Here is a 24,375-nt window from a genome sequence, read left to right as displayed (position 1 = left end):
TTATAAACTTGATTTTTTATTATATAATAAAACATAACAGCGGATATTCTTCTTACGGATAATTAAACAAAAAATTTATGGTGATTTGTTGCCTCAATATACAATAAACATTATTCGCTATCGATGGAGAAAGCGTTGAGAATGAATGGAAGACTTTAAGCTATTCAATTGTCGGATTCAATTTGAAATAGGGTTTCTCTTTAGCATATAATTTATGCAAATAAATCGGAACCTAGAAATCCAAAACTAAAAACTTTAACCGCACAAAGATGGTAAGAATAATTCGCAAAGGGCGAAAAGAAATATTTTACGGGTTAAACATCTTCTTAGCGGTTAACGTATAAATAATATGATAACTCAGCATTATCAATATATCATTATCGGTGGTGGATTAGCTGGAGTATCTGCAATAGCGGGAATCCGCGAACGAGATACGAACGGGTCGATTCTTTTATTAAGTGATGAGAATCAGCTACCGTATGACCGGCCGCCATTATCGAAAAAACTTTGGTTCGGGAAAAAGAAAGTTGAGGATATCTTTTTACATAATCATCAGTTTTATACCGAATCTGGGGTGAAACTTACGCTCGGCACGAAAGCAGTTGCAGTTGATGCAATCCGGAAACTAGTTTTCGATAATAAACAAAATGAATATCATTATGAGAAACTGCTGATAGCTACCGGTGGGAATCCGCGCCTGCTGCCTATTGAAGGAGGGAATTTAGATGGATTGATTTATTTTCGTACCCTTGACGATTATCTAACATTGAAAACGAGAATAAGTCAAAAACCGTCAGTGTTAATCATTGGTGGCGGGTTTATTGGAACAGAGCTTGCGGCTGCATTGAATATGAATCAAATTGAAGTAACGATGCTATTTCCAGAGGCATATCCGGTCAGTCGTGTGTTCCCCGAATCGTTAGGAAAAGCAATTCAGAGTCGTTATCTCGAGCATGGGATAAAAATCCTGAATGAAGATAAACCGATTTCAATCAGTAAGCTCGGTAATCAATATATAACAAAAACCGAATCGGCAAAGCAGATAGTAACCGATTTGATTGTCATTGGAATTGGTATCATTCCGGAAACCGGATTAGCCGCTGCTGCAGGATTGAAAACTGGGAACGGAATTCTCGTTAATGAATATTTGCAAACTTCAAATCAGGATATTTATGCTGCCGGAGATAATACGCTATTCCCATATCAAGCGCTTGGTCAGCTGTTCCGAGTTGAGCATTGGGATAATGCATTAAACCAAGGAAAATATGCCGGGCGGAACATGGCGGGCGCTAATGAATCGTATGATTATATGCCGTATTTCTTTTCCGACTTGTTTGAGTTCGGATATGAAGCTGTCGGTGAAATTAATTCAACATTAGAAACCTTCGCGGATTGGCAGGAAGTCAATCATACTGGCGTAATATATTATTTACAAGACAATATTGTTCGTGGCGTAATGCTATGCAATGTCTGGGATAAAGTCGAGCAAGCGCGCGAGTTGATTCGTAAAGCGGAACGGGTTACTCCGGAAAAACTTGTAGGATTAATCCGATGAGATGAACATATATCCGACACAAATGTAAACCCTAATTCAAATAGATGGAGTGGCGAATCGACGAATCAGCGACGAAAATTTTCATCCGTTCTTATTGACGGAGTAGTCATGAGTACTAAGTTATCTGGTAAAACAGCGCTGGTTACAGGAGCTGGGAAACGAATCGGGCGCGAGATAGCTATAGCTCTTGCTGGAGAAGGAGTAAACATTGTTATCCATTATCGGCATTCAGCAGCAGAAGCGAAAAGACTGCAAAAAGAATTGACGGCACTGAGTGTGAACGTATGGTTGCTGAAAGCAGATTTTGAAAAGCCGCAAGATTATGAGAAACTGGTATCTCGCGCAATCGAATTAACCGGCTCATTCGATATCTTAATTAACAGTGCATCTATTTTTCTACCGAACACTATCCAGGATGTGGACTATGCGAGTTTCGTTCAGCATCTCCACGTTAACGCTTGGGTCCCGCTGGTGTTAAGCCGTTCCTTTGCGAAACAGGTTAAAAAAGGACATATTATCAATCTCTTGGATACTCGAATCAATAGTTATGATTTTAACCATACTGCCTATATCGTGAGTAAACATGCGTTAGCGGTTCTAACTCGGATGATGGCGCTCGAATTTGCTCCGAATATAATGGTTAACGGAGTCGCTCCTGGTTTGATTCTTCCCCCGCCGGGAAAAGATTATAATTATTTGGATAAATTGAAAAAGACCGTTCCGTTAAAAAAATACGGGAATCCGACCGATGTCGCTGAAGCGGTTATCTATCTCCTGAAAAGCGATTTTATCACCGGGCAAATCATCAATGTTGATGGCGGAAGACATCTACTAAAATAAACGTTATAACGGAAGAACCGAAAAACGAAAGAACACCGAATGGTATTAAAGAAATTAATTCTGTCGTTTTTGCGTTCTTCAGTTTTTCAGCAAATTTAGGTATGGATCGAATTATTATCAGCGATTTAACGGTGCGTTGTATCATCGGCATTAATCCGGAAGAACGGCGAGAAAAACAGGATGTGGTTATCAACATTGTTCTCTATGCCGATTTGATGAAAGCAGGGAAAACTGATAGATTTGAAGATACCGTTGATTATAGAGCGATTAAAAAGAAGATCGTTGCTCAGGTTGAAACCTCACAGTATTTTCTTATTGAAGCATTAGCAGAATCTATTGCGAACATCTGTTTAGCACATCCGTTCGTTCAGCAGGTACAAGTGCGAGTTGATAAACCGGCTGCGTTACGGTTTGCCCGAAGCGTTGGGGTTGAAATTATCAGGAAACGCAAATAGAATATACTTATGCCGAAAGCGTATATCGGTATCGGGTCGAATATTAATCCTGCAGAAAATATTCTGCAATCGCTTCGTTTACTGCTTATCCAAGTTCAGATAACGCAGATCTCAAATGTCTATTTAACGGAAGCATTTAACCGACCGAATCAGCCGAAATATTATAATTTGGTTATTGAGATCGAAACCAAGATACCGCCATTTGAATTGAAACAAGAGGTGCTCCGTCAGATTGAAGCTGAACTCGGACGAGAACGGGTCGCCGATAAATTTGCGCCTCGAACGATTGACCTCGATTTACTGCTCTATAACGATTTGGTTATCGAATCGGAGACTCTGACGATTCCTGACCCGCAGATATTAACCCGCCCGTTTATTGCGATTCCGTTATATGAGTTAAATCCAGAACTCACTATTCCAAAATATAATGTTGCCCTGAAAGATATCGTTGCACCCATGGCAGGGCATATTATGGAATTATTAACTGAATATACATTAAATTTACGAAAGGAGATTTTACGGCATGACCGCGAAAACAGTTGACACCGAGAAAATAGCTAAATTAGTTCGACAAATTCTCATTGAATTGGGAGAAGACCCCGACCGGGAAGGATTAATAAGAACGCCAAAACGGGTCGCAGAAGCATATAAATTCTTAACCCACGGATACCACTGCGACCCGCAGAAATTGATTAACCAAGCGATGTTTACGCAGAAATCTGATAGTATGATTATTGTTAAAGATATCGAAATATATAGTTTATGCGAACATCATCTCCTTCCGTTCTATGGCAAATGTCATATCGGCTATATTCCTCGGGGAAAGGTGTTGGGGGTGAGTAAACTCGCTCGGTTGGTTGATATGTATGCCCGGCGGTTACAGATACAAGAACGGTTGACTGAACAGATAGCGTATATGATTAAAGATTCGATTAATGCCCTCGGGGTCGGCGTAATGATTGAAGCGCGGCATTTATGTATGATGATGCGCGGAGTCGAGAAACAGAATTCGGTGATGTTAACCTCATCTATGCTTGGTGCGTTCCGGAATGCACCAGCGACCCGAGATGAATTCCTGCATCTCATCAAGAGTTAAAATCAAAAATTAACCTAGAGCTCATAGAATTTATTTACCATGAGAAAATATACCTTAATATTCATACTTTTATTCACGGTATCGGTTTATGCAGCTGGTCCGCATGGATGCGATAACGGCTGGGTGATTGATAATTCCGTTCCACCGAATATCTTGTTTAATGATACAAAAGCGCAGCGGTTCGTTTCCGCTGGAGCAGGCTGGATACGGGTTGAACTTCGGCTTGCTGGATATGCAAATTGGAATGCTGAATTACTGTCGAAATATAGCACCGTATTTGCAACCGCGAAAAAGTATGGAATTCAGGTTATCGGGTTGATAGATTATTCGAGCGTTCCCGGCAGTTGGACGCAAGCAGATTGGTGTGCGAATAACTATGAACATACCGGCGGTGATGGAAACAATGCGTACATTCAAGCATATACCGAAACCGCAGCCAGTCTCATTTCAACCTATCGGAACCAAGTTGCAATTTGGGAAATATGGAACGAACCGAACTGTTGGACGAATAGTTCTGCTGGTGGATATTATTGGGGTGGGTTTTATATTTATCCCTCAAACTTCGCTGCTATGTTATATAGCGTATCCAGTGCGGTTAAACTTGCTAAAGGATGGAATGATATAACAATCTTATCCGGTGGATTATTCGGTCATGCGATTGGTGATATTTATTCTGCGGATAACGCTGGCGCAACGTATCTTCGCAACGTTTATTCTATGGGAATAAATCATAATCATTGGACGGTATACAAAACCCTAACCGGAACTTATCCACTTGACCTAATCGGTCAACATATTTATATTGACCAAGGTACTACTACAACGGCTGCGCAACTCCATAATTATCTCGCTTGGGTTTATAGCGCATATACGACGTATGAGGGTATTACCACCAATAAAAAGATAGTTATCACCGAAGTCGGCTGGACGACTTCCTACGTCGATACCACGGTTCAAGCCACAAACGTTAATTTAAGTTATCTAACCTTCAACGATACTCCGTTTGTGCAGACAGCAATCTGGTTCCAGTTGGAAGATAACCCTGCGGGTGGGATGTATTATGGAATCCTTGATAGCAGTGGGAATAAGAAGTCGGCATGGAGTTACTATAGTACGCTTTGCTCTTATGAAGGTAGAGATCCGAACTTGAATATCAACACCAGCATATTGCAATGGTTCACTCAAAACGGTGGCCAACCGAATCTCGGTTCGCCAATCAACAGCATCGGAAGCACTGCGTATGTTTTTTGGTATGATTATGGTTATGCGCAAACGTTCGCTGGTGGCACGCAACTTCGTTGTGCGATTATGTCGAGCACTTCCGGAACGTTTCTAGTTACTTCAACTTTTCTGCAGACGTATATCCAAAGTACTAACCGGTTTCTACTCGGTTTTCCAACAAGTACCGCATATACTTACGCCGGTGGATTACGCCAGAATTTTCAAGGCGGATATCTCTATTATTCAACAATAAGTGGTATGACGCTATATGATACACCGGTAGGAATCGTTCCGAAACCACCGAAACCAGCGATGCAAGTTGGTTTAGCGAATGAATATCAAGCTGATACGGCAACGATTCTCATCTGGCATTGTAATGAAATGACCGGAACAACCGCTTATGATTCTTCTGGGAATAATCGTCATGGAACGATTACCGGCTCGGTATTAAAAGGAATAACTTCAGCAACGAGTTTAAGATATTGTTTTGATGGATTCGGAGATAGCCGGTATCTCTCCCGGAGTAATTCAGATACCTTCGCTTCAAGGTCAACATTTACGATTGAAGCTTGGGTAACCTCACCGTGGATTTTCTATGATTATGAAACGATAGCAGAATTGCGAAGTGCTGGAACAATTAGTTGGATGCTTTGCGTTATGCACGATGGTGCGATACGACTCGAAACCGGAACCCCTGCCAATTCGATTCAGACCGCACCGCTAGTCTGGTCAATGGATACCTGGTATCATATCGCTGCAGTAGTACAATATCTCAACACCACTACGAACCGGATTCAATTATATTGGACTAAACTAGGGTACATCATCCCGAATCTGGTAGCTGACACTACCGTAGCACTTATAACACCGGGAACAAACTCGATGACGTTCCGAGTCGGTGCGGATGCTATTTCAGGTCAAAACCGGTATTATCAAGCGAGAATAGATGAACTCAGGTTCTCGGATATCGCTCGACAACCGGCGGAGTTTACTACCCTGAGTTCTTATCAAACGCCGGTAAGGTTTTCCTGTTTTACCGCAGAAAAATAAAAAAAGCAAAATCCGAAATTCGGACTTTGCTTTTTATTATATTACCTCGATTCTGTCCCCCTATCTTCTAGCTTTTAGTTTTCTAATCTTGCTGTATGGACACGCTATCAAAATAAATATATTGGGTCGGTTTTCCAGTAGGATTAATCCCGACTATCTGAACCGCATTATACCCTGTATACGGCGCATACCCGAACTTCAACTCTCGCCAACCCCCTTGGTTCCATTTTCCGGGTTGCAATATTGCATTTCCGCTTTCAATGACTGTCGTTCCATTACTGCTGTTAAGACTATATAGATACAGATACACTTTCTGGGTATCACTCATTGATGTTGCACCGCTATACACCCATAACGAACATAGCGCATCATGAGTTCCATGCGGTAAATCTATATTCTGGGTTAATTTCCCTTTTTGTCCCGCTGATTGTTCTCCGGCTAAAATTCCATTTCGTCCAGCCTGACTACCTACCCAACCCCACGTTCCAGCGCCTGGCCCCGCACCTCCCGCATCTCCATAGGGTTCTAATAGCCAGTTATTGATGTTAGACGTAAACTCAGCATTAACTAAACTCACGGTTCCGCTTGGTTGCGGTGCACCTGGGGTAACCCAAACATCATCAATATATAAATTTCCACTCACTCCAGAACCCGCAGGATTTATTCCAACTACCTGCACTCCCATAAACGTTGCATTAGTATAAAACGAGATTTTTATCTCCCGCCAGTTCCCCGCACCACCAAACCCGCCTTTACCCGGCTGAATAATGGTATTCCCAGCAGCGATAATTGCAGTACTCGCAGATAATTCCTGCAGGTATATATAGACCTTTTGCTGTTTCGTCGGGTCGGAAATATCAGTAGCGACTTTAGCTGAAGCAGTATACCAGCCCGTGCTCGGAACCGAGAATACCTGCGTGATTTTAGCTTTTTCACCGGCGTTCTGGCTCATCTGCGCTACCCCTGTTTGCCCATTGTAATTTGCCACCCAGTTAAGCGTTCCGGCTGTGGTAGCGTCACCATATTTTTCAAATAACCAATACGCTAAATCACCTGAGGAATCAAATGAACCATACGTATTTATCGCGGGTATAACTTTTGAAGTTACGACATCATCCAAATACGCAGTAGCGCCAATCATTCCACCGAGATAAAAATCAACTTCTTTCGTTGCTCCAGAACTAAAAGTAATCATATCGGTATATTTCGTCCAAGACCCTGATGTTACCGAAATCTGAGGACCATCATACCAGCCGAAATAACAAGTCCCGCCAGTTTTATAACACCATCCTTCAACTTTCCAGGTTTCTCCTATATTCGCTGCCGATTCCGCTTGGGCAATCTCTGCATATCCTGAGATTCCACCCATGAATAACTTTGCACAAAAATCGCCTGTACGCGCAGTCCCATAATCTGCTGTTGCCTGCCCACTTCCAGTAGAATAATCGATCCAATTAGCTAATCCGGATTCGAAATCTCCGTTAGTTAACGCCAATCCTGCAGTAACTAAAACCAAACTTAGACTCATGATGAAATACATTAAATGCTTTTTCATCCTGCTTTCCCTCCTTTTAAATATATTATTTTTAGAATATTCAGATTAGCACTATCTAACCTCCTTGTCAAGCTACTTTGATTTTTCACTGCGGTCTCAGTGTTCTCTACGGTGAAGGTAATATTTCAAAATCGGAATGAGTTTCTCGGCTGCTTTCCGATGCCCGATTGGATTGGGATGTGTGCCGTCAGTATAATCCGTTTTTCGGTCAAGCCAGCCAGTGGTATCAATAAACGCAATTTTTTTATCTCCAGCTTGTTTCCGCTGTTCAACTACTTTTTTCTCACTTTCCGCATAATAGCCATGGAACGGACGTAGGACGAGAATCCAACTTGATGGATGTAATGTTCGCAGTTCAGTCAAAAATTCAAAAAACCGCGTTTCTAATGTAGCAGTATCCGCAGAAACTGAGTTATCGTTCGTACCGAGATTGATCGTGATAATATGTGGTTGCCATTTAGTAAAATCAACTTTTACCGCATCATTATACAATTCGAGATTTCTATAACGGAGCGGCATGGTTCCGACTTCAGCAGTAGCTTTATAGTTCCGAATGATACCAATACCAGATTGTGCAGTTAACCACACTTCTGCGCCGCTTGCTTCTGCCGCTTGAAAACCATAGGTTGCTAGAGCGTCATCGTTGATTGCGCTCCATTTCCCATGCACAGCAAATCCTGATGTAATCGAATCTCCGATACACTCGATACGATATTTCTTCCGTTTCGGTGGATGCAATAATTTCGCAGTATCATCGAGCAGAATTCCTTTAATAGATAATCGTCCCCAGCTGGATTCGGTTTTTTTAACCACCCGAAACGTATGGGTACCACGAGATAATTTTATCGGCGTTAAATTGATAACCGTTTGATCTGATAGAACATTAAACGCTTGCCAATCCTGGTTATCTATTTTTACCCAGAGAGAGTTTCGGGTTGACTCCGCAAGAACCAACTGTAGCGTGGTTCCTGTGAACCGAGCGTGCAATTCTGAACCCGGCCAGGTTAAATGAACGATACTATTTTCTGAAATAACCCGGCCGATATACTGCAACCGCGAATCTGTTGCCGGAATAAATTTTTCCGCATAAACGATTGAACTTAAAACAATGAAAAAAATAATGATATTTACCTTTGTGAATTTTCGCATGCTTTATCCTCTTAAATTTTGGTCTGTTAAGTCATCATGGCCCAGATGTATGGTACAAAAAAAATCTCTATCATAAATACATAGAGTATACTTTACTCGTTTATCATAGTAACCACAGGGAAAATTTAGTATCGTCCGTATTTTTTACAAGCGGAATACATTGCTTGAATATTTTCTATCGGAGTGAATGGAGCAAGATTATTTCCTTCGCGTAGGATAAACCGACCCCCGTCCATTATACCGGATTCAAGGATGCGTTTGGTTTCCTGTTCAACGGTTTCCGGCGTTTCTTGTAAGAGTAAATCGATTCGTGGACCGCCAGATATCTCAACATCCGGGCCTAAAGTTTTTCTAATCCAACCGAAATCTATCGGGAAACCGACATCGAACATGGTTACATTTAGTTTCTCCTTCATAATCGGCAGATGCCGCATCACATCACCGCATAGATGGCATGAGTTCGGTCCTTTCCCTTCAGAGAGTTCATCAATCAACCGTTTATGGCAGGGGAGAACAAACTCTTCAAACAACTCGGTTGAAATAAGTTGAATCGAATCATCAGCGTACCCGAATCCTGGTGTTCGTTCAGGATACCCAAGTCGTTTCCGCCACGCACGAATCCGTTCGATAATCGCTGTGGTAACAAAATCGAGCAGTTGTTTTGCATATTCCGGGTCATCGTAGAAATCGAGATACAATCCTGACCCGCGCAGGTTAGTTGCTACGGTAAGAATGCCGTCAGTTCCGAGTGCACCGCTTGGTGCTAAGTTTTCAACTGGAATACCATGGAATCGGTAGGTTTTGCATTTTTCATTGAAATACTCCCAATATTCAGTAATTTTTTTCATTATCCCGCCTGTGAAGGGATTGGGTATTCCGCGGTCAAACAGCATACGTTTATTATCGTCGTTCAGGATCGGGAGCGTATCCGGCACTTGGTCGTCATAATAATGTATTTCTGCACCAAACCAAGCCGCTTCATAAAAATTCTGGAAATCAACAAAAATTTTCCAGGAGTCTGAAGGGAGCCCAAGTTCAGCGTCTTGAATCAGATTATGGCGAGACCAGTATTGAAACTGTAATTGCGCCTCGAACATAACGTCCGGATTCTCAATATACCGCTGGAAAGTTATCATTTTATCCGGATTAATTTCACGGTTAAAAATATAATATCGGGTGTTCGTACCAAGAATCATCGGGACCCGAATCGGTTTTCGTGCGCGGTAAGCTTCCCAAACTTTTTTCACTTCAGCGTTATGTTCCGCAAAATCAATTTTTAACATAATTTAAATAAAGACTAATATAAGATATAAAATTAAATATCGAAAAATCAATATATTATATCTCAAAATTTATAGAAGTTGCTCAATATGATTTTGATAGGATACAATATTACTCAATTGATGGAATTAGCAAATATCGTTGGAATTGAAAGGATTTATTTATGGATTTTGGATTAACTTCATTATCAAGTTTAGCGAAATTAAAAACCGGAATACGGTCACGGCGCTGGTCGTCGTATGATGTAACCGGTGGAAATGCGGATAACTGGATTATTCCCGCTGGGAAAACAGTGGTGCTTGGAGAAATGAATGGGCCAGGATGTATTCGTCATATTTGGATGACGACTAAAGAAGCGGATAATAATCTTCGTGGGTTAGTACTTCGGATGTTTTGGGATGGAGAAAAAACGCCATCAGTGTTATCGCCGCTCGGTGATTTTTTCGGACTCGGTCATGGGAAAGCGACGTATTTCCAATCACTCCCGTTGCAAGCGTTTTATCTGGGATTAAATTGCTGGTTTCCGATGCCGTATGCGACGAGCGCGAAAATAACCGTAACGAATGATGCTGATAAAGATAGTTTCCTCTATTTCTATATTGATTATCAGGAATGGGATGACGTGCCGGAAGACCTTGCGCGATTCCATGCGCATTGGCGTCGGCAACTCGTGGTTAAGAAGTCGGAAAAAATTGGGAAAAATGCTCGCGGGAACCTCGAACGTTTAAATACAACTGGAAAAAATAATTATGTTATTCTCGATACGCAAGGAAAAGGGCATTATGTCGGCTGTTGTTTACATATTGATACCAATGAACCCGGCTGGTGGGGTGAAGGAGACGATATGATTTTCATCGACGGTAAAAAATGGCCACCAGACCTACATGGAACTGGAACTGAAGATTATTTTTGTGGTGCGTGGAATTACCATGGATTACATCAGCCGTATTGTACTCCTTATTTCGGATACCACTTTAAAGGAAACGCGGATTATACTGGCAAACATTCTCAATATCGGTTCCATATAGAAGACCCAATATATTTTGAACGGTCACTACTAGTTTCTATCGAACACGGTCATGCGAACGACCGACAAGGGGATTGGACAAGTACCGCATATTGGTATCAAATCGGGAGAACGAAACCGTTACCGGAAATCGGACGGTTTGAAGACCGGCTTCCCTATGCGTTTGGTGGATTGGAAAACTGGCCTGGCGGGAAAAACCGAAAAGAACTACCGTATTAACTTAACGATTAACCCAAATTTTAGAATAGGCGTTTTTCTTTTCTTAATTCAAGGTTAAAACCACAGGATGTATATCAACACTGTCGTTTCTAAGTCCAAACTTGGGGTTATTCACGAACCGGCATAACCAGTTGCTCAAATACCAAATTTCCTAATGCTGCCACGCCTCCATATTCTGGACACACAAAATAGCCAACTTACGCAGGAAACGTTCCCTACTTACATCTTTTATACAATCTTACTGGTTTTCTTATAAAATTAAAATATCAAACGCAAATTTTTTCTATTGTTTTTAAAAAAGAGAATAGAAATCCAATGATTTGTTATGATATTATATCCGTTATTATTCTAGCTTTTCTAAGAGGTTTATCAACATGATTAAAGCAAGTATCATCGGTGCAGCCAGTTATACTGCGGGTGAATTGATTAAAATTCTGCTCCATCATCCGGAAGTTACATTAACCTATTTGGAATCAAGTAGCAGTACTGGGAAAACAGTTGACCAAGTTCATCCTATTCTCCGAGGTTTGGTTTCGCTGCCGTTGCAAGAATATGATAAGATTGCGATTGCGACACAATCAGACGTGGTGTTCATTTGCCGGTCAGCTGGTGGTTCAATGAAATATGGCGCTGACCTGTTGCGTCAATCCAATAGACTTAAAATTATTGATATTGGGAGTGATTTTCGATTAAAAGAACCAAGCGAATATAAGCAATGGTATCAATATACTCATGAAGAACCGAATTTGTTGAAACAATCCGTTTACGGACTGCCGGAACTCAATGCATCCCGGATTAAAAAAGCGCGACTAATCGCTAATCCCGGTTGTTATGCGACTAGTATTATTTTAGGATTAGCGCCGGTTGTAGCGAATCATCTCGTGCAACCGAATCAAATCTATATCTCCGCATATTCCGGAATATCTGGCGCTGGGAGAACGTATAAGCCCGGATTTAATATGTTCCTTGATTTATACGGTAATATTCGACCTTATAAAGTTGCTATCCACCAGCATACTCCTGAAATCGAACAAGAATTAACGAATATTTCCAAGCAGACGGTAAAAATAACTTTCATTCCGCACGTTATCCCAATTGATAAAGGAATTCTGAGTACGATATTTGTTAAACCGAAAAAGAAGATTAAGCTTGATAGCATTGTATCATTATACACTGAATTTTATAAGGGAAAACCGTTTATCCGCATATACCCGCAAGGCGAATTCCCGCAAGTAGTTAATGTGGTTAATACCAATTTCTGTGATATTGGATTAGGAATAGACCAACGAACCGGAAGTATATTGATTTTCTCTGCAATAGATAACACCATAAAAGGCGCTGGTGGACAAGCGGTTCAGAATATGAACATTATGTTCGGATTGAAAGAAACCACCGGACTACTTTAACCGCAGAGAATGGAGAGTTCGATGGTGAGAATCAATATATCTCTGCAGGTTGAGCGTACGTGCGGTAAAAAGTTATGAATTGGTTTTTTATCTATGGTATAGTATTTATCACAGCTTTTTTGCTATCGGTTACTTTCACTCCACTAGTTCGACGGTTAGCATTTAAGCTTGATATTGTTGACTATCCGGATACGGAACGGAAAATCCATACGGAAGTAAAACCTTACCTTGGAGGAGTAGCAATTTTTCTTGCATTCAATCTCGTTATCGGAATCGGACTAATTATTGCATTAACTCCATCCACTCAATCACTTCATTTCCTGACCCAAGATGTTACCCAATATCTATCAAACATCAAATCGGTTCTTCATAAATTGTTCGGAATATTTCTCGGCAGTTTGGTTATTTTCATTCTTGGATTGATTGATGACATGAAACGGTTATCAGCGATGCAGAAGCTCATTGGGCAGATTATTGCTGGATTGATTGTCGTGCTATTCGGCGTTCGCATCGAGTTGTTCATTCCGAACGTTTATTTCGCTGGAATATTGACAATATTATGGTTAACGGGAATAACCAATGCGTTCAATCTGCTGGATAATATGGATGGATTATCGGCAGGAGTCGCAGCTATTTCCGCGTTTATTTTCGCTTTATTTTCAATCCAATTTGACCATTATTTTATTGCCGTTATTTTATTAACCTTATGTGGAGCGATTGCCGGATTTCTACCGTATAATTTCTATCCATCAAAAATCTTTATGGGCGATGCAGGAAGTATGTTTATCGGATTTGCATTAGCGACGTTAACGGTTTTAAGCAGTTATTATTCTTCCGAAGCTCAGACGATTTTACCGGTGATAATGCCGCTGTTAGTTTTAAGCGTTCCGATTTTCGATACGATATCAGTAGTGATAATCCGGCTGAAACGGCATTTGCCCATCTATCAAGCGGATAAGAACCATTTCTCACATCGGCTCGTTGCGCTTGGAATGACTCAGTGGCAAGCAGTGTTAACGATTTATTTAGTTACGATATGTATCGGATTCAGCGCGATGTTGCTCCGCCGTCTGAATTGGTTCGAATCTCTTCTTATTCTCATACAAGCGATCGCGATATTTATTATCATCGTTTTTTTAGAAACCGCAGGGAGAAAAAACAATCCTAAAACTTGATAACAAAGAAACGGGATGACTAACCAGCAAAGGGATTAATCCATTCTTCGGTTTCATATAAGAACCATTGATATTATTAGAGTTATAAATTATTCCGTTTTCTTTTGACAAACCCTACCTTCGAGTGGTATACTGTTTATACTTAATTTATCTCTCCAAAATCCAAAATTGCTGAAACCAATTAGATTTTTTATAGCCCCTTATTAATATAAAAGCAAACCGAGGTGGTAGTTAATCGTATCATGAAATTTAAGGTTGGGTTGTTATCTCTATTGTTCTTGATAATCACTATATCCGCTTTTGCGGGGATACCAGCTGAAATCAAGCTCCAGAGCTGGATTAAGACGAAAAAACCTGTCGTATATTCGCGAGAGAAACTAACCGACCATATTAACGGCGCTGCAGAAATCTATTATACCTATGCCGTGAAAGATGTTACGGTTTATGAATTCGAACAGAACAAAAGAGAAACTATTTCGGTTGATATTTATGATATGAGCACTCCCGATGATGCATTCGGAATTTATAGTTTCAACCGATTTGGAAGTAACGAATTCGTCGATGTCGGAAACGAAGGGATTATCGCGCCGGGATTATTAGATTTCTGGGTTGCGCAATATTATGTTCGAATATCGGCAGGGTTAGATAGTAAAATATCGACCACTGATTTAATTAGAGTTGGAAAACAAATCGCAAAATTTCTGACGAGTAGTACTTCTTCGGAGCCGAGATTAGTTAAAATACTTCCTAAACAAGGATTGATTCCAAGCAGTATAGTTTATTTCCATGAGAAATTGATTTTGAATAATGTTTGTCCAGAGGTAAATAAATACATTGATTTGAAACTGACCGAGAAAACAAATGCGGTTTATGCAGAATATGAATTCAACAAGATTATTGGAAAAGTGATTATCGTCGAATATCAGAATCAAGATGAAGTTAGACAAGCGTTCTTAACTCAAAAGGAGACTGACCCGATTCGATTTGGGTTGTTCGATAATTATATCATCCTATTCTTGAACTTCCAAAAAGATAATGAAGTAAAGTTAGCTGACGAGATATATAAACGGGTTAAATCTGGGGAAGAAGATAAGTCAAACCGAAATGAAAAAAGTTAGTCGCCGTGAGTTTATTAAACAGGGTGCTCTTTTCGCCGGAGTAGTTGCTGGTGTCGGAAGTATCCCGAACATCGTTTTCACCGCTGCCAAGGCGGGGCAATCTCCAGCAACTACTCCTTCTCCTGCAAAATCTATCATCGCAGTAGCGCAGAAAGGTGAGCCGGCGGCGTTAACTAGACGTGCGTTAGCAGCAATTGGTGGAATAGCAAAATTCGTTAAAAAAGGTGATATTGTTCTGGTGAAACCGAATATTGGCTGGGACCGACGTCCGGAACAAGCCGCTAATACTAATCCAGATGTAGTGAAAACGCTAGTTGAACTCTGTTTATCAGCCGGCGCGAAAGAAGTCCAGGTTTTCGATAACACCTGCAATGATCCACGCCGATGTTATAGTAATTCTGGAATCGAAGCAGCGGTTAAATCCGCCGGTGGAAACATCTATTTTATGGATAACCGAAAGTATAAATCAGTGAACGTTCCGCGTGGAGATTTGGTTAAATCCTGGCTGTTCTACCAGGATTTCCTGGATGCAGATGTTTATATCAATGTTCCCATAGCGAAACATCATGGGTTAGCAGGATTAACGCTCGGAATGAAAAATATTATGGGGGTTATTGGCGGGAACCGTGGCGAAATCCATGCTAATTACGACCGGAAAATAGCGGAACTGAATACGGTCCGGAAACCGAATTTAACAGTTATCGATGCATATCGGATACTCACTAACCACGGACCACAAGGCGGAAATCCAGCTGATGTTAAATTAACAGAAACGATTATCGCTAGCGTGGATATGATAGCGGCGGATGCATATGCCACCACGCTATTCGGCAGACAACCGACCGAATTCGAGCATTTGAGAATCGCAACTGAATTCGGGCTCGGCGAATCGGATTTGAAAAAAATCAATATTCTAAAAGTCTAACGAAAGAACGAAACTACCATACTGTATTAGTTCTTCAGTTCTAAGGTAACTCCGTTCTTCCGTTTAACATTTGGGCGATTTCACAGGTAAGATTTAACCCTTAAGCCAAGGCGGACCTATCCTCCTTAACTTAGTTTTGGTTGATAGGATGAATAACCTTACCTATGGTTCGCTCATGAAAGGGCAGAATTTATATTCTGCCCTTTTTTATGGTATTATAATTCACTGCTGAGCGCGCGCTGAGACCGCAGAAAATAAATATTTTTTCTCAGCGAACGCTGCGGTGAATGATTGTATGTCTATTGCGGTTTTAGGTGCTGGGAGTTGGGGGATTACCCTCGCCCGGTTATTAGCGAATAAAGGAGAACAAGTTTCGCTCTGGGAATTCGACCCGAATGCGTTTACGAATTTGGTACAGCATCGGGAACACTATCGGTTCCTACCGGGGATAAAAATTCCGAACTCGGTTCGGATAACCAACGAACTTACGGAAGCAGTGAAAGGTTCGCAAGCGATTCTCCTAGCGTTACCATCACATACCATTCGCTCGGTCTGCCAGCAGTTAGTCCCCTATATTTCTAACCAGATAGCAATAGTTAATTGCGCTAAAGGACTTGAAGCGGAAACGCATCTACGGATGTCGGAAGTTATCACGCAGGTTCTCCCGGAGAAATATCATACCCGAATAACGGTTCTCTCCGGTCCATCCCATGCGGAAGAAGTCAGTCGTGATATTCCAACTACGGTGGTCGTTTCCGGATTTGATAAAAGCACTATGGAATATGTCCAGAGCCTGATGTTCACTCCACGGTTCCGGGTATATACCAATCCGGACTTAACTGGTGTTGAAATAGGCGGTGCACTGAAAAATATCATTGCTATCGGCGCAGGGATATCTGACGGACTCGGATTTGGTGATAATACGAAAGCAGCGTTAATCACCCGTGGATTAGCGGAAATTAGTCGGCTTGGCGTCAAACTTGGTGCAAATCCATCGACTTTCTCAGGGCTAACCGGTCTAGGAGATTTAGTTGTCACTTGCACCAGTCGACATTCAAGGAATCGAGCATTCGGCGAAAAAATTGCGAAAAAAGAATCGGTTCAGCAGGCGTTAAATGAAATCGGTATGGTCGTTGAAGGAGTCAGAACCACTCAAGCGGCATATAAACTTATGCAAGAACTTAATATCGAAATGCCAATAACCGAACAAATTTACCACGTTATCTACCAGAATAAACCACCCATTCAAGCGGTCAGCGATTTAATGATGCGGGATGCGAAACCCGAGCTCGAACATATCTAATGTTATTCCTTTAAAATTATTACAACATTGTTTTTTCTTTGCTTCTTGACTCTTATTTCTACCCGATTTCTTTCCGAAATATCCCTCGACCCAATTGGGAGAGACTACGAACGAGATATTATCTCGTTCGTAGTCTCTCCAGAAACAATTTTTGGTTAACCTACTCTAAGATTTGCTTCTAGAGAAGTGATTGGCGCAGAAGAGGTATTTCTTATCCGCATGGAATGCTATAGTATTTATGATGGTTTGGATGGACTGAATTATTGCGGTGGGGTAAATAGTTCTTTGAACGGTATCTTCCGAATACGTAACCGATTTAGAATACCGCGATCCTGGTCAATATTTCCAGCGCAATATGCTAGAAGCAGAGAATCCGCGGTGAAATGCATAGCGGTGTAACAATATCCAGATTTTTCTTCTTGTTCTAAAATAAAATAATCACTCCAAGTTTTCCCATCATCTTTACTGAATGAAAGGACTAATGGATTTCTATCGGTACCACGGACTGGGGTTCGTCCTGGCCAGTTTCCGGTATGAACTATCGGATAGGGGTTCCAGACCGCTATGATAATACCTGAATTCGGTTCGCGTTTCATTGATAAGGGCGATAGGGGTGACCAGAACATTGATGGGACCGGTTTTGTCCAGGTTAATCCATGGTTATACGAGAACATCTGATATTGTCTGCCTAAATCAGTTCGCGCCCATGCCCATAACGTACCGTCCTGTAATTCTATAATTCCGGTTTCTTGGAGTCCGGATTGGGTTGGGCCGTCGGTTAATACCTGATAATTATCAGATTCATACCAGGTTTTACCATCATCGTCAGAGATAAAAAATATCGCGATTCCCCGATGGTCAAGAGATTGCCAACTTGTCGCTGGGGTATATTTCATCCGAAATAGATTCGCTGGAATAATCAGTCTCCCAGAATGTAATCGGATAACCCGGTCATTATTGACAACAAAATATCCTGAAGATGGAATACAACAAATCGGATTACTCCACGTTAGCCCTTCATCCGAAGATCGACGAAGATATAACCGCATATCATTCCATCCTTTTCGAATAAGGTAAAATAAACCAATATCTCCGTTCTGCATCCGCAGTAAGCTAACGCTCATGATATTCATTGCCTTTTCTTCATCTGCCGTTAAAAATATTTCCGGCTTTGACCAGGTTTCGCCGCTATCCGTAGAATAACATCGAGCTAAACTACAACTAGCATGGTCAGCACTACTCGTCCCAGTAAAATGACTGTATATAAATAGAATCCGATTATCCCGTAACGTGATGAACGCTCCTTCACTATTCCTCGGATTACCAGACGTTGGCGGGAGTTCAAGAACGATTTTTCCTGGTGATTGCTGTTGCGGTGTCATAACCGACGTGCCTCCATTGGATACAGAATAAATTGCACAACATAGTATGAATATCAATACATTTTTGCCGAACACGTTATTTTCATCTCCTTATCTAAACTCTAAAAAGTGACTAGTATATCATATCTCGTAATGAATGATGTAAAATTAGCTGAATATTATTATTTTATTTTTGCTAGAAGGAATAACTTCTCCGATGGTAACTGCTTCTTGTATTCCCGCCTTGTGCAATGCGGATAAAAGTTTCTGCGATTTCTTCTTCGGAACAGAAATCAGGAGTCCGCCGGAAGTTTGGGCGTCTGCAAGTAAGTTGATGAGATACTGCGGTATCTCAGGACTAATCCCAAGTTTTCCTTGTAAGAAATTAAGTGTTTTCGATGCGCTGCCGGAAAAGACCCCTTTTTTCGCTAGCGGAATTGCTGGGGTTAGAATAGGAACCCGCAAGGCATTGATAGCCAAACTGACTTTACTTAACTCAGCCATTTCATACGCATGACCGAGCAATCCGAATCCGGTTATATCGGTTGCTGCATTAACTCCGAGTCGGGTCATAACCTGCGCCGCCGTTTTATTGAGTTGTTTCATCACAGCAACCGCTTCCGCTACCGCTTGTTTATTCGCTTTCCCGAATTTCAGCGCAGTCGTTATCGTGCCTATCCCTAGCGGTTTAGTTAGAATCAGTTGGTCACCCGGTTTTGCGCCTGCAATAGTAACAACTCTTTTCGGGTCAACTATTCCCGTTACCGCCATTCCATATTTCGGTTCCGCATCTTCTACCGTATGTCCGCCGACAATAACTACTCCCGCTTCGTTAAGTTTATCAAGTCCACCACGAAGTATCGCCGCGAGAACTTTGGTTCCCAGTGTTACAGTTGGAAAACAAACTACGTTTAATGCGGTAACCGGCGTTCCGCCCATAGCGTAAATATCGCTAACAGAATTTGCTGCGGCTATCTGTCCGAAATCATAGGGGTCGTCAACTATCGGAGTAAAGAAATCTACGGTTTGAACGATAGTAGTCGATGGATTCAATCGGAATACCCCAGCATCGTCCGGTACATCGATACCAAGGAGCAGATTCGAATGGGTTATTTTCGGAAGCTCGCGCAGAACTTGCGCGAGTGCCTTCTGGCTCGCTTTCGCTGCTCAGCCGGAACAACTGGCATACTGGGTTAATCGAATCTTCTTGCCCATACATTTTATTGCATTGTGATAGTAAATCTGATTGTTGTTATTGCAGTTTGTCTTTTTTGTTTCGACATTCGCATTTCGAAAATAAATATTTATGATTATCGTCCTACTCCGAAGTACTTGAATCCGGTAGCGCGCACTCGCTTCGGGTCAAGCAAGTTCCGTCCATCGAAGATAATCGGTTGTTTCATAACTTCTTTCAACCGGTCGAGCGCCAAGAATTTAAATTCATTCCATTCGGTAACGATAACTAAAGCATCAGCGTTTTTCGCTGCATCATACGCATTATTACAATATTTTAGTTTTGGAAAGATTTTTTTACAGTTTTCAATTGCTATCGGATCATACGCCTGAATTTTCGCTCCTTCATCGAGTAACAGACGGATAACTTCTAACGATTTTGCTTCGCGCAAATCGTCAGTATTTGGTTTAAACGCAAGGCCAAGAATAGCAATAGTTTTTCCTTTCATTGATTTCAACTCTTTTTTCATCCGCTGGATAAACCGAGGAACCCGCATTTTATTTATTTCAACAACAGATTTGAGCAACTTAAACTCTTCCCCGAACTTGCTGGAAGTATGGATTAACGACTCGACATCTTTTGGAAAACAGGAACCGCCATAACCAAGTCCAGCTTGAAGAAACGCATGACCGATACGTGAATCTGCACCAACTCCTTTAATCACATCAGTTACATCCGCACCCGCTTTTTCGCAGATGTTCGCAATCGCATTAATAAACGAGATTTTTGTTGCTAGAAATGCGTTGCTGGCATATTTAATCATTTCCGCTGAATAAACGTCGGTAATCAGCATAGGCCGTTCTAGCGGCGCATAGAGTTCTAATAGTTTCATCGCAACATTCTGGCTCGGTGCGCCAATAACAATTCGGTCAGGATTGAGCGTATCATTAATTGCGGAACCTTCTTTGAGAAATTCAGGGTTTGAAACCACATCGAAATCAACATTCTTTTTTCGGTTAGCCTCAATGATCTGCCGAACAAAATCACCAGTTCCAATCGGAACCGTGCTTTTATTAACGATAACTTTATAGGAATCAAGATTTTGTGCTATCTTAATCGCTGCTGCTTCCACCTGAGATAAATCGGTTTCGCCATTAGGTTTTGGCGGCGTACCTACTGCGATAAAAATCACTTCTGACCGTTTAACCCCAAACGCTATATCCGTCGTAAAAATCAACCGACCATCTTTTTTATTCCGATGTACCATTTCTTCGAGACCAGGTTCGTAAATTGGCATAATCCCTTTATTCAACATATCAATTTTCTCTTTAATATTATCGACACAAACCACTTCGTTTCCTAAATCAGCAAACACTGCACCGGTTGTCAATCCAACATATCCAGTTCCTATAACACATACTTTCATTCGAGATGCCCTCCTATACCTATAAGATATAGAACTTGATTATTGTAGGTGAACCATCCAGTTCATCTAATCTATTAGATTTATTCAAATATTATAAATAAAAACAGTCTATTGAACCAAGTTTATTATTTTTCAGGAGCAATTGCGATATGGATAAGGCATTGCGGAAAGTCGAATCCTTACCTATTTGAACGGCTTTTATCTTGAAACCATTGGATAGTGAGTCTCAATCCTTCATCTAATGAAACTTTCGGTTCCCAACCGAGCAACTTCTTCGCTAAGGAAATATCTGGCTTCCGTTGTTTCGGGTCATCGACGGGCAATGGCTTAAATTCGATAGAACATTTATTGCCCATTAATGCATTGATTTTCTGCGCAAACGCAAGTATTGACATTTCGTTCGGGTTTCCCAGATTAACCGGTTCAGCATAATCAGTTTGTAAGAGACGATATATCCCTTCAATTAAATCCGAAATATAACAGAAACTGCGCGTCTGGCTGCCATCGCCATAGACTGTCAGCGGTTGACCATGTAATGCTTGATAAATGAAATTCGGAACAACTCGACCATCATGAATCCGCATACGTGGACCGTATGTGTTAAATATTCGAACGATATGCGTTTTCATCTTATGAACCCGGTGGTACGCCATTGTCATTGCTTCGGCAAACCGTTTCGCTTCATCATACACACCTCGAGGTCCAATGGGGTTAACATTACCCCAATAACTTTCGGGCTGCGGATGAACTAAGGGGTCACCGTAACATTCCGAGGTTGATGCGAGTAAAAAAACCGCTTGTTTCGCTTTCGCTAATCCGAGCGCTTTATGGGTTCCTAGCGACCCGACTTTGAGCGTCTGAATGGGATATTCAAGATAATCAATGGGGCTCGCTGGTGAGGCAAAATGGAGTACATAATCTATTTTCCCTTCAATATAAATATATTCTGTAACATCTTGTTTGATAAACTTGAACGGTAGATTGTGTAAATGCGCAATATTATCAGTGTTTCCGGTAATCAAGTTATCTATAGCGATAACTTCATGTCCTTCTTTAATTAAACGGTCACAAAGATGTGACCCAATAAATCCGGCACCGCCGGTAACAACGGTTCTAGGCATTATATATTCGTACTAAGAACTACGTATGAGGTTCTAATGGTCATACGTTATCCTGAGTACGTTATCCTTTATTTTATTTTTCTTGGATTTGAATCTGCAGTCCGTTGAAATCAAAATGGAACGGAATAATTTGACAGTGCGCCTGTAATGCAGCGGAAATTTTCTGTTTATCGCCGATAAATAAGAGACTACCACCGCCACCTGCACCGCAAGCTTTTCCAGCAATCGCGCCATGCGCAAACGCTAACCGGAATAATAATTCCATCTGTTCAGTTGAGACTTCCGGTGAGAGTTTCTTCTGCCCATCCCAATTCTGATTAATCAGTTCCGCTACTTTTTTTAGGTTTCCTTGTTCTAATGCAGATTTCATCAATTGCGCTGCGGTTCGGATTTGGGTTAAACCGGTAACTGTTTCGCGGTTACCTTCTTTGAAATTTTTCATAACCACCGTGATAATATTGCTGGATAATCGCGCTTTTCCGGTATAACAGAGTACCATATTATCTTCCATTTCTTGAATAAACGAAGGCGAAACCTGAATCGGGAAAACGGTTGTCTGATCCATATTAAACATCATATAATTTATTCCACCGATTGCTGACGCATATTGGTCTTGCCGACCGCCCGCGATACCGAGCAATTTCTCTAACCAGAACGATTTTTCTGCAATAGCAAAATTTTCAACCTGACTCTTGACTAATTTCAACCAGACAACATTCATGGTTGCTGAGGTTCCTAACCCTGAAGATATCGGAATATCACTCTGATATTGAACACTAATTCGGTCTTGTTCATCAATAATAAAGGTTCCCTCAACATATTTATCGATAGTAGCGTTAACCACAGTTCCACCGACTTCTTCGCAATATGGCGGAACATCTGTCCAACCGCCGGCAAAATCAATTCTCACCGGCGCTTTAACTTTGATAGTCTTCATTTCCGTAGTTCCTCCTTATGAAAATAAAACCAAACCAGAAAAATCGGCAATTGCTCAGTCTAATCCAGTCTGATCGTGAGGTAAACTTCAGACCACCGATTTCGTTCATTTAATTAAAATTCCAGCGAATCCCCAGACTTTTGAATAGTCACCGGTAGCATCGCCTGAAGTACCATATTGCACTAATTCCGCTTGGGATGCGCCAAGTTCTTTAACTGCGGTTAACATTGCTACCACCGCAGCACTTCCGCAAACTTTTGCACCATACCGTCGGATCGTGGTAACGACCCCCTGCGGTTCGAGACGCAGAATCGCATTGATAATCCGTTGGTCTTTCCGATTTGCCATTTCCTGCGATTCGTCTTGAGTTAAATCGGTAGTCGCAATGATTGTAACTTGTTTGTTCAGTGTATTGATCGCGCGGGCAATCGCAAACCCCAACTCGAATCCAATCGTAGCATCTTTATACGTTGCTATTGTAATCGGAACAATCTTAAATTTTTTTTGTGCGAAATATTGTAACATCGGCAGCTGGACTTCGATCGCGTGTTCAGATTCATGCGCTTCCGGTTCATCTAATAAATCTTTTGAATGCAGTTTTATTTCCAGCGCTAGTTTTGTATCAACTTCAACCTCACCAAGTGGAGTTTGCCAGAGCCCGCGAGCAAATAATGCCATCGGGTCTCCCTGTTGGCTATGGTTTGGCCCTAAAATAATGATAGTTTCCGGCAGAACAACCCGCTGATATGTCGCGGCAAGAATGTTTCCACAAAAGTTATATCCCGAATGCGGAACAATAATACCTAATACTGGTTCCTGTGCCCCTTTTTTCTTGGGTAGAAATGATTGAATCAGGTCTTTTAACTTCTCAGGGTCTGCGGGATATAAATGACCACTAACACTCGGTTGTCGTATCAACATTAATCAAGCAGATGCAAGATGTTAGATGTAACATGTAAGATAGAACAAAATGAATTTCTA

The 24,375-nt window shown here is 41.4% G+C and carries 21 protein-coding genes; 12 read left to right on the top strand and 9 right to left on the bottom strand.

What is annotated here, in order from left to right; all coding sequences use genetic code 11:
• Positions 1-349 precede the first annotated feature (349 nt).
• From N3A72_07415 to N3A72_07390, 6 genes are all read left to right on the top strand, one after another.
• A complete protein-coding gene (locus N3A72_07415) occupies positions 350-1,555 on the top strand; it encodes an NAD(P)/FAD-dependent oxidoreductase (GenBank protein MCX7919424.1) in 1,206 nt (401 codons plus the stop codon).
• Positions 1,556-1,663: 108 nt separating this feature from the next.
• Positions 1,664-2,395: an SDR family oxidoreductase gene (locus tag N3A72_07410; GenBank protein MCX7919423.1), complete on the top strand. Its 732-nt coding sequence runs from the start codon at positions 1,664-1,666 to the stop codon at positions 2,393-2,395.
• A 101-nt stretch (positions 2,396-2,496) separates the two neighbouring features.
• The gene (gene folB / locus N3A72_07405; GenBank protein ID MCX7919422.1) at positions 2,497-2,850 is read left to right on the top strand and encodes a dihydroneopterin aldolase; all 354 of its coding nucleotides are present in this window, start codon (positions 2,497-2,499) and stop codon (positions 2,848-2,850) included.
• Between the two features lie 9 nt (positions 2,851-2,859).
• A complete protein-coding gene (folK, locus tag N3A72_07400; GenBank protein ID MCX7919421.1) occupies positions 2,860-3,393 on the top strand; it encodes a 2-amino-4-hydroxy-6-hydroxymethyldihydropteridine diphosphokinase in 534 nt (177 codons plus the stop codon).
• On the top strand, positions 3,374-3,946 hold the full coding sequence (folE, locus tag N3A72_07395) for a GTP cyclohydrolase I FolE (protein MCX7919420.1): 573 nt from the start codon (positions 3,374-3,376) through the stop codon (positions 3,944-3,946). The genes folK and folE overlap by 20 nt, the downstream gene beginning before the upstream one ends.
• 39 nt (positions 3,947-3,985) lie before the next feature.
• Complete coding sequence (locus N3A72_07390) at positions 3,986-6,217, top strand: LamG domain-containing protein (protein ID MCX7919419.1); 2,232 nt, start codon at positions 3,986-3,988, stop codon at positions 6,215-6,217.
• 82 nt (positions 6,218-6,299) lie between these two features.
• Here N3A72_07390 and N3A72_07385 read toward each other — a convergent pair whose 3' ends face one another.
• The 3 genes from N3A72_07385 to N3A72_07375 form a co-directional block, all read right to left on the bottom strand.
• A complete protein-coding gene (locus N3A72_07385; protein ID MCX7919418.1) occupies positions 6,300-7,772 on the bottom strand; it encodes a hypothetical protein in 1,473 nt (490 codons plus the stop codon).
• Positions 7,773-7,868: 96 nt separating this feature from the next.
• Positions 7,869-8,921, bottom strand: a complete 1,053-nt coding sequence (locus N3A72_07380; protein MCX7919417.1) for a GDSL-type esterase/lipase family protein — start codon at positions 8,919-8,921, stop codon at positions 7,869-7,871.
• Positions 8,922-9,046: 125 nt separating this feature from the next.
• A complete protein-coding gene (locus N3A72_07375) occupies positions 9,047-10,204 on the bottom strand; it encodes a hypothetical protein (GenBank protein MCX7919416.1) in 1,158 nt (385 codons plus the stop codon).
• A gap of 161 nt (positions 10,205-10,365) precedes the next feature.
• Here N3A72_07375 and N3A72_07370 point away from each other — a divergent pair, with 161 nt between their 5' ends.
• The 6 genes from N3A72_07370 (at position 10,366) to N3A72_07345 (ending at position 17,375) form a co-directional block, all read left to right on the top strand.
• Entirely contained in the window at positions 10,366-11,448 is a 1,083-nt protein-coding gene (locus N3A72_07370; protein ID MCX7919415.1) for a DUF2961 domain-containing protein, read from the top strand.
• Between the two features lie 374 nt (positions 11,449-11,822).
• Positions 11,823-12,854, top strand: coding sequence for an N-acetyl-gamma-glutamyl-phosphate reductase (gene argC, locus N3A72_07365; protein ID MCX7919414.1), 1,032 nt, complete (start codon positions 11,823-11,825; stop codon positions 12,852-12,854).
• Between the two features lie 74 nt (positions 12,855-12,928).
• Entirely contained in the window at positions 12,929-14,029 is a 1,101-nt protein-coding gene (locus N3A72_07360; GenBank protein MCX7919413.1) for an undecaprenyl/decaprenyl-phosphate alpha-N-acetylglucosaminyl 1-phosphate transferase, read from the top strand.
• A 242-nt stretch (positions 14,030-14,271) separates the two neighbouring features.
• Complete coding sequence (locus N3A72_07355) at positions 14,272-15,147, top strand: hypothetical protein (GenBank protein ID MCX7919412.1); 876 nt, start codon at positions 14,272-14,274, stop codon at positions 15,145-15,147.
• Positions 15,134-16,072 (top strand): DUF362 domain-containing protein, encoded by a 939-nt coding sequence (locus N3A72_07350; GenBank protein ID MCX7919411.1) that lies wholly within the window; start codon positions 15,134-15,136, stop codon positions 16,070-16,072. The genes N3A72_07355 and N3A72_07350 overlap by 14 nt, the downstream gene beginning before the upstream one ends.
• A gap of 295 nt (positions 16,073-16,367) precedes the next feature.
• A complete protein-coding gene (locus tag N3A72_07345; GenBank protein MCX7919410.1) occupies positions 16,368-17,375 on the top strand; it encodes an NAD(P)H-dependent glycerol-3-phosphate dehydrogenase in 1,008 nt (335 codons plus the stop codon).
• Between the two features lie 260 nt (positions 17,376-17,635).
• On the opposite strand, the gene N3A72_07340 is transcribed toward N3A72_07345, so the two are convergent.
• The 6 genes from N3A72_07340 to amrB all read right to left on the bottom strand — a co-directional run bounded on the left by N3A72_07340 (position 17,636) and on the right by amrB (position 24,315).
• Entirely contained in the window at positions 17,636-18,757 is a 1,122-nt protein-coding gene (locus tag N3A72_07340) for a glycoside hydrolase (protein MCX7919409.1), read from the bottom strand.
• A 147-nt stretch (positions 18,758-18,904) separates the two neighbouring features.
• Positions 18,905-19,951, bottom strand: a complete 1,047-nt coding sequence (gene selD / locus N3A72_07335; GenBank protein ID MCX7919408.1) for a selenide, water dikinase SelD — start codon at positions 19,949-19,951, stop codon at positions 18,905-18,907.
• Between the two features lie 95 nt (positions 19,952-20,046).
• Positions 20,047-21,336: a UDP-glucose/GDP-mannose dehydrogenase family protein gene (locus N3A72_07330; GenBank protein ID MCX7919407.1), complete on the bottom strand. Its 1,290-nt coding sequence runs from the start codon at positions 21,334-21,336 to the stop codon at positions 20,047-20,049.
• Between the two features lie 179 nt (positions 21,337-21,515).
• Positions 21,516-22,457 (bottom strand): SDR family oxidoreductase, encoded by a 942-nt coding sequence (locus tag N3A72_07325; GenBank protein ID MCX7919406.1) that lies wholly within the window; start codon positions 22,455-22,457, stop codon positions 21,516-21,518.
• Between the two features lie 73 nt (positions 22,458-22,530).
• Positions 22,531-23,394 carry a hypothetical protein gene (locus N3A72_07320; protein ID MCX7919405.1) on the bottom strand — a complete coding sequence of 288 codons (864 nt, stop codon included), beginning with the start codon at positions 23,392-23,394 and terminating at the stop codon, positions 22,531-22,533.
• Between the two features lie 105 nt (positions 23,395-23,499).
• The gene (gene amrB, locus N3A72_07315; GenBank protein ID MCX7919404.1) at positions 23,500-24,315 is read right to left on the bottom strand and encodes an AmmeMemoRadiSam system protein B; all 816 of its coding nucleotides are present in this window, start codon (positions 24,313-24,315) and stop codon (positions 23,500-23,502) included.
• Between the last annotated feature and the right edge of the window lie 60 nt (positions 24,316-24,375).

This window comes from bacterium, from assembly GCA_026416715.1.
GTDB lineage: Bacteria > UBP4 > UBA4092 > JAOAEQ01 > JAOAEQ01 > JAOAEQ01.
Note: the sequence above shows the minus strand (reverse complement) of the source record. Positions and strands in the feature narration are given on the sequence as shown.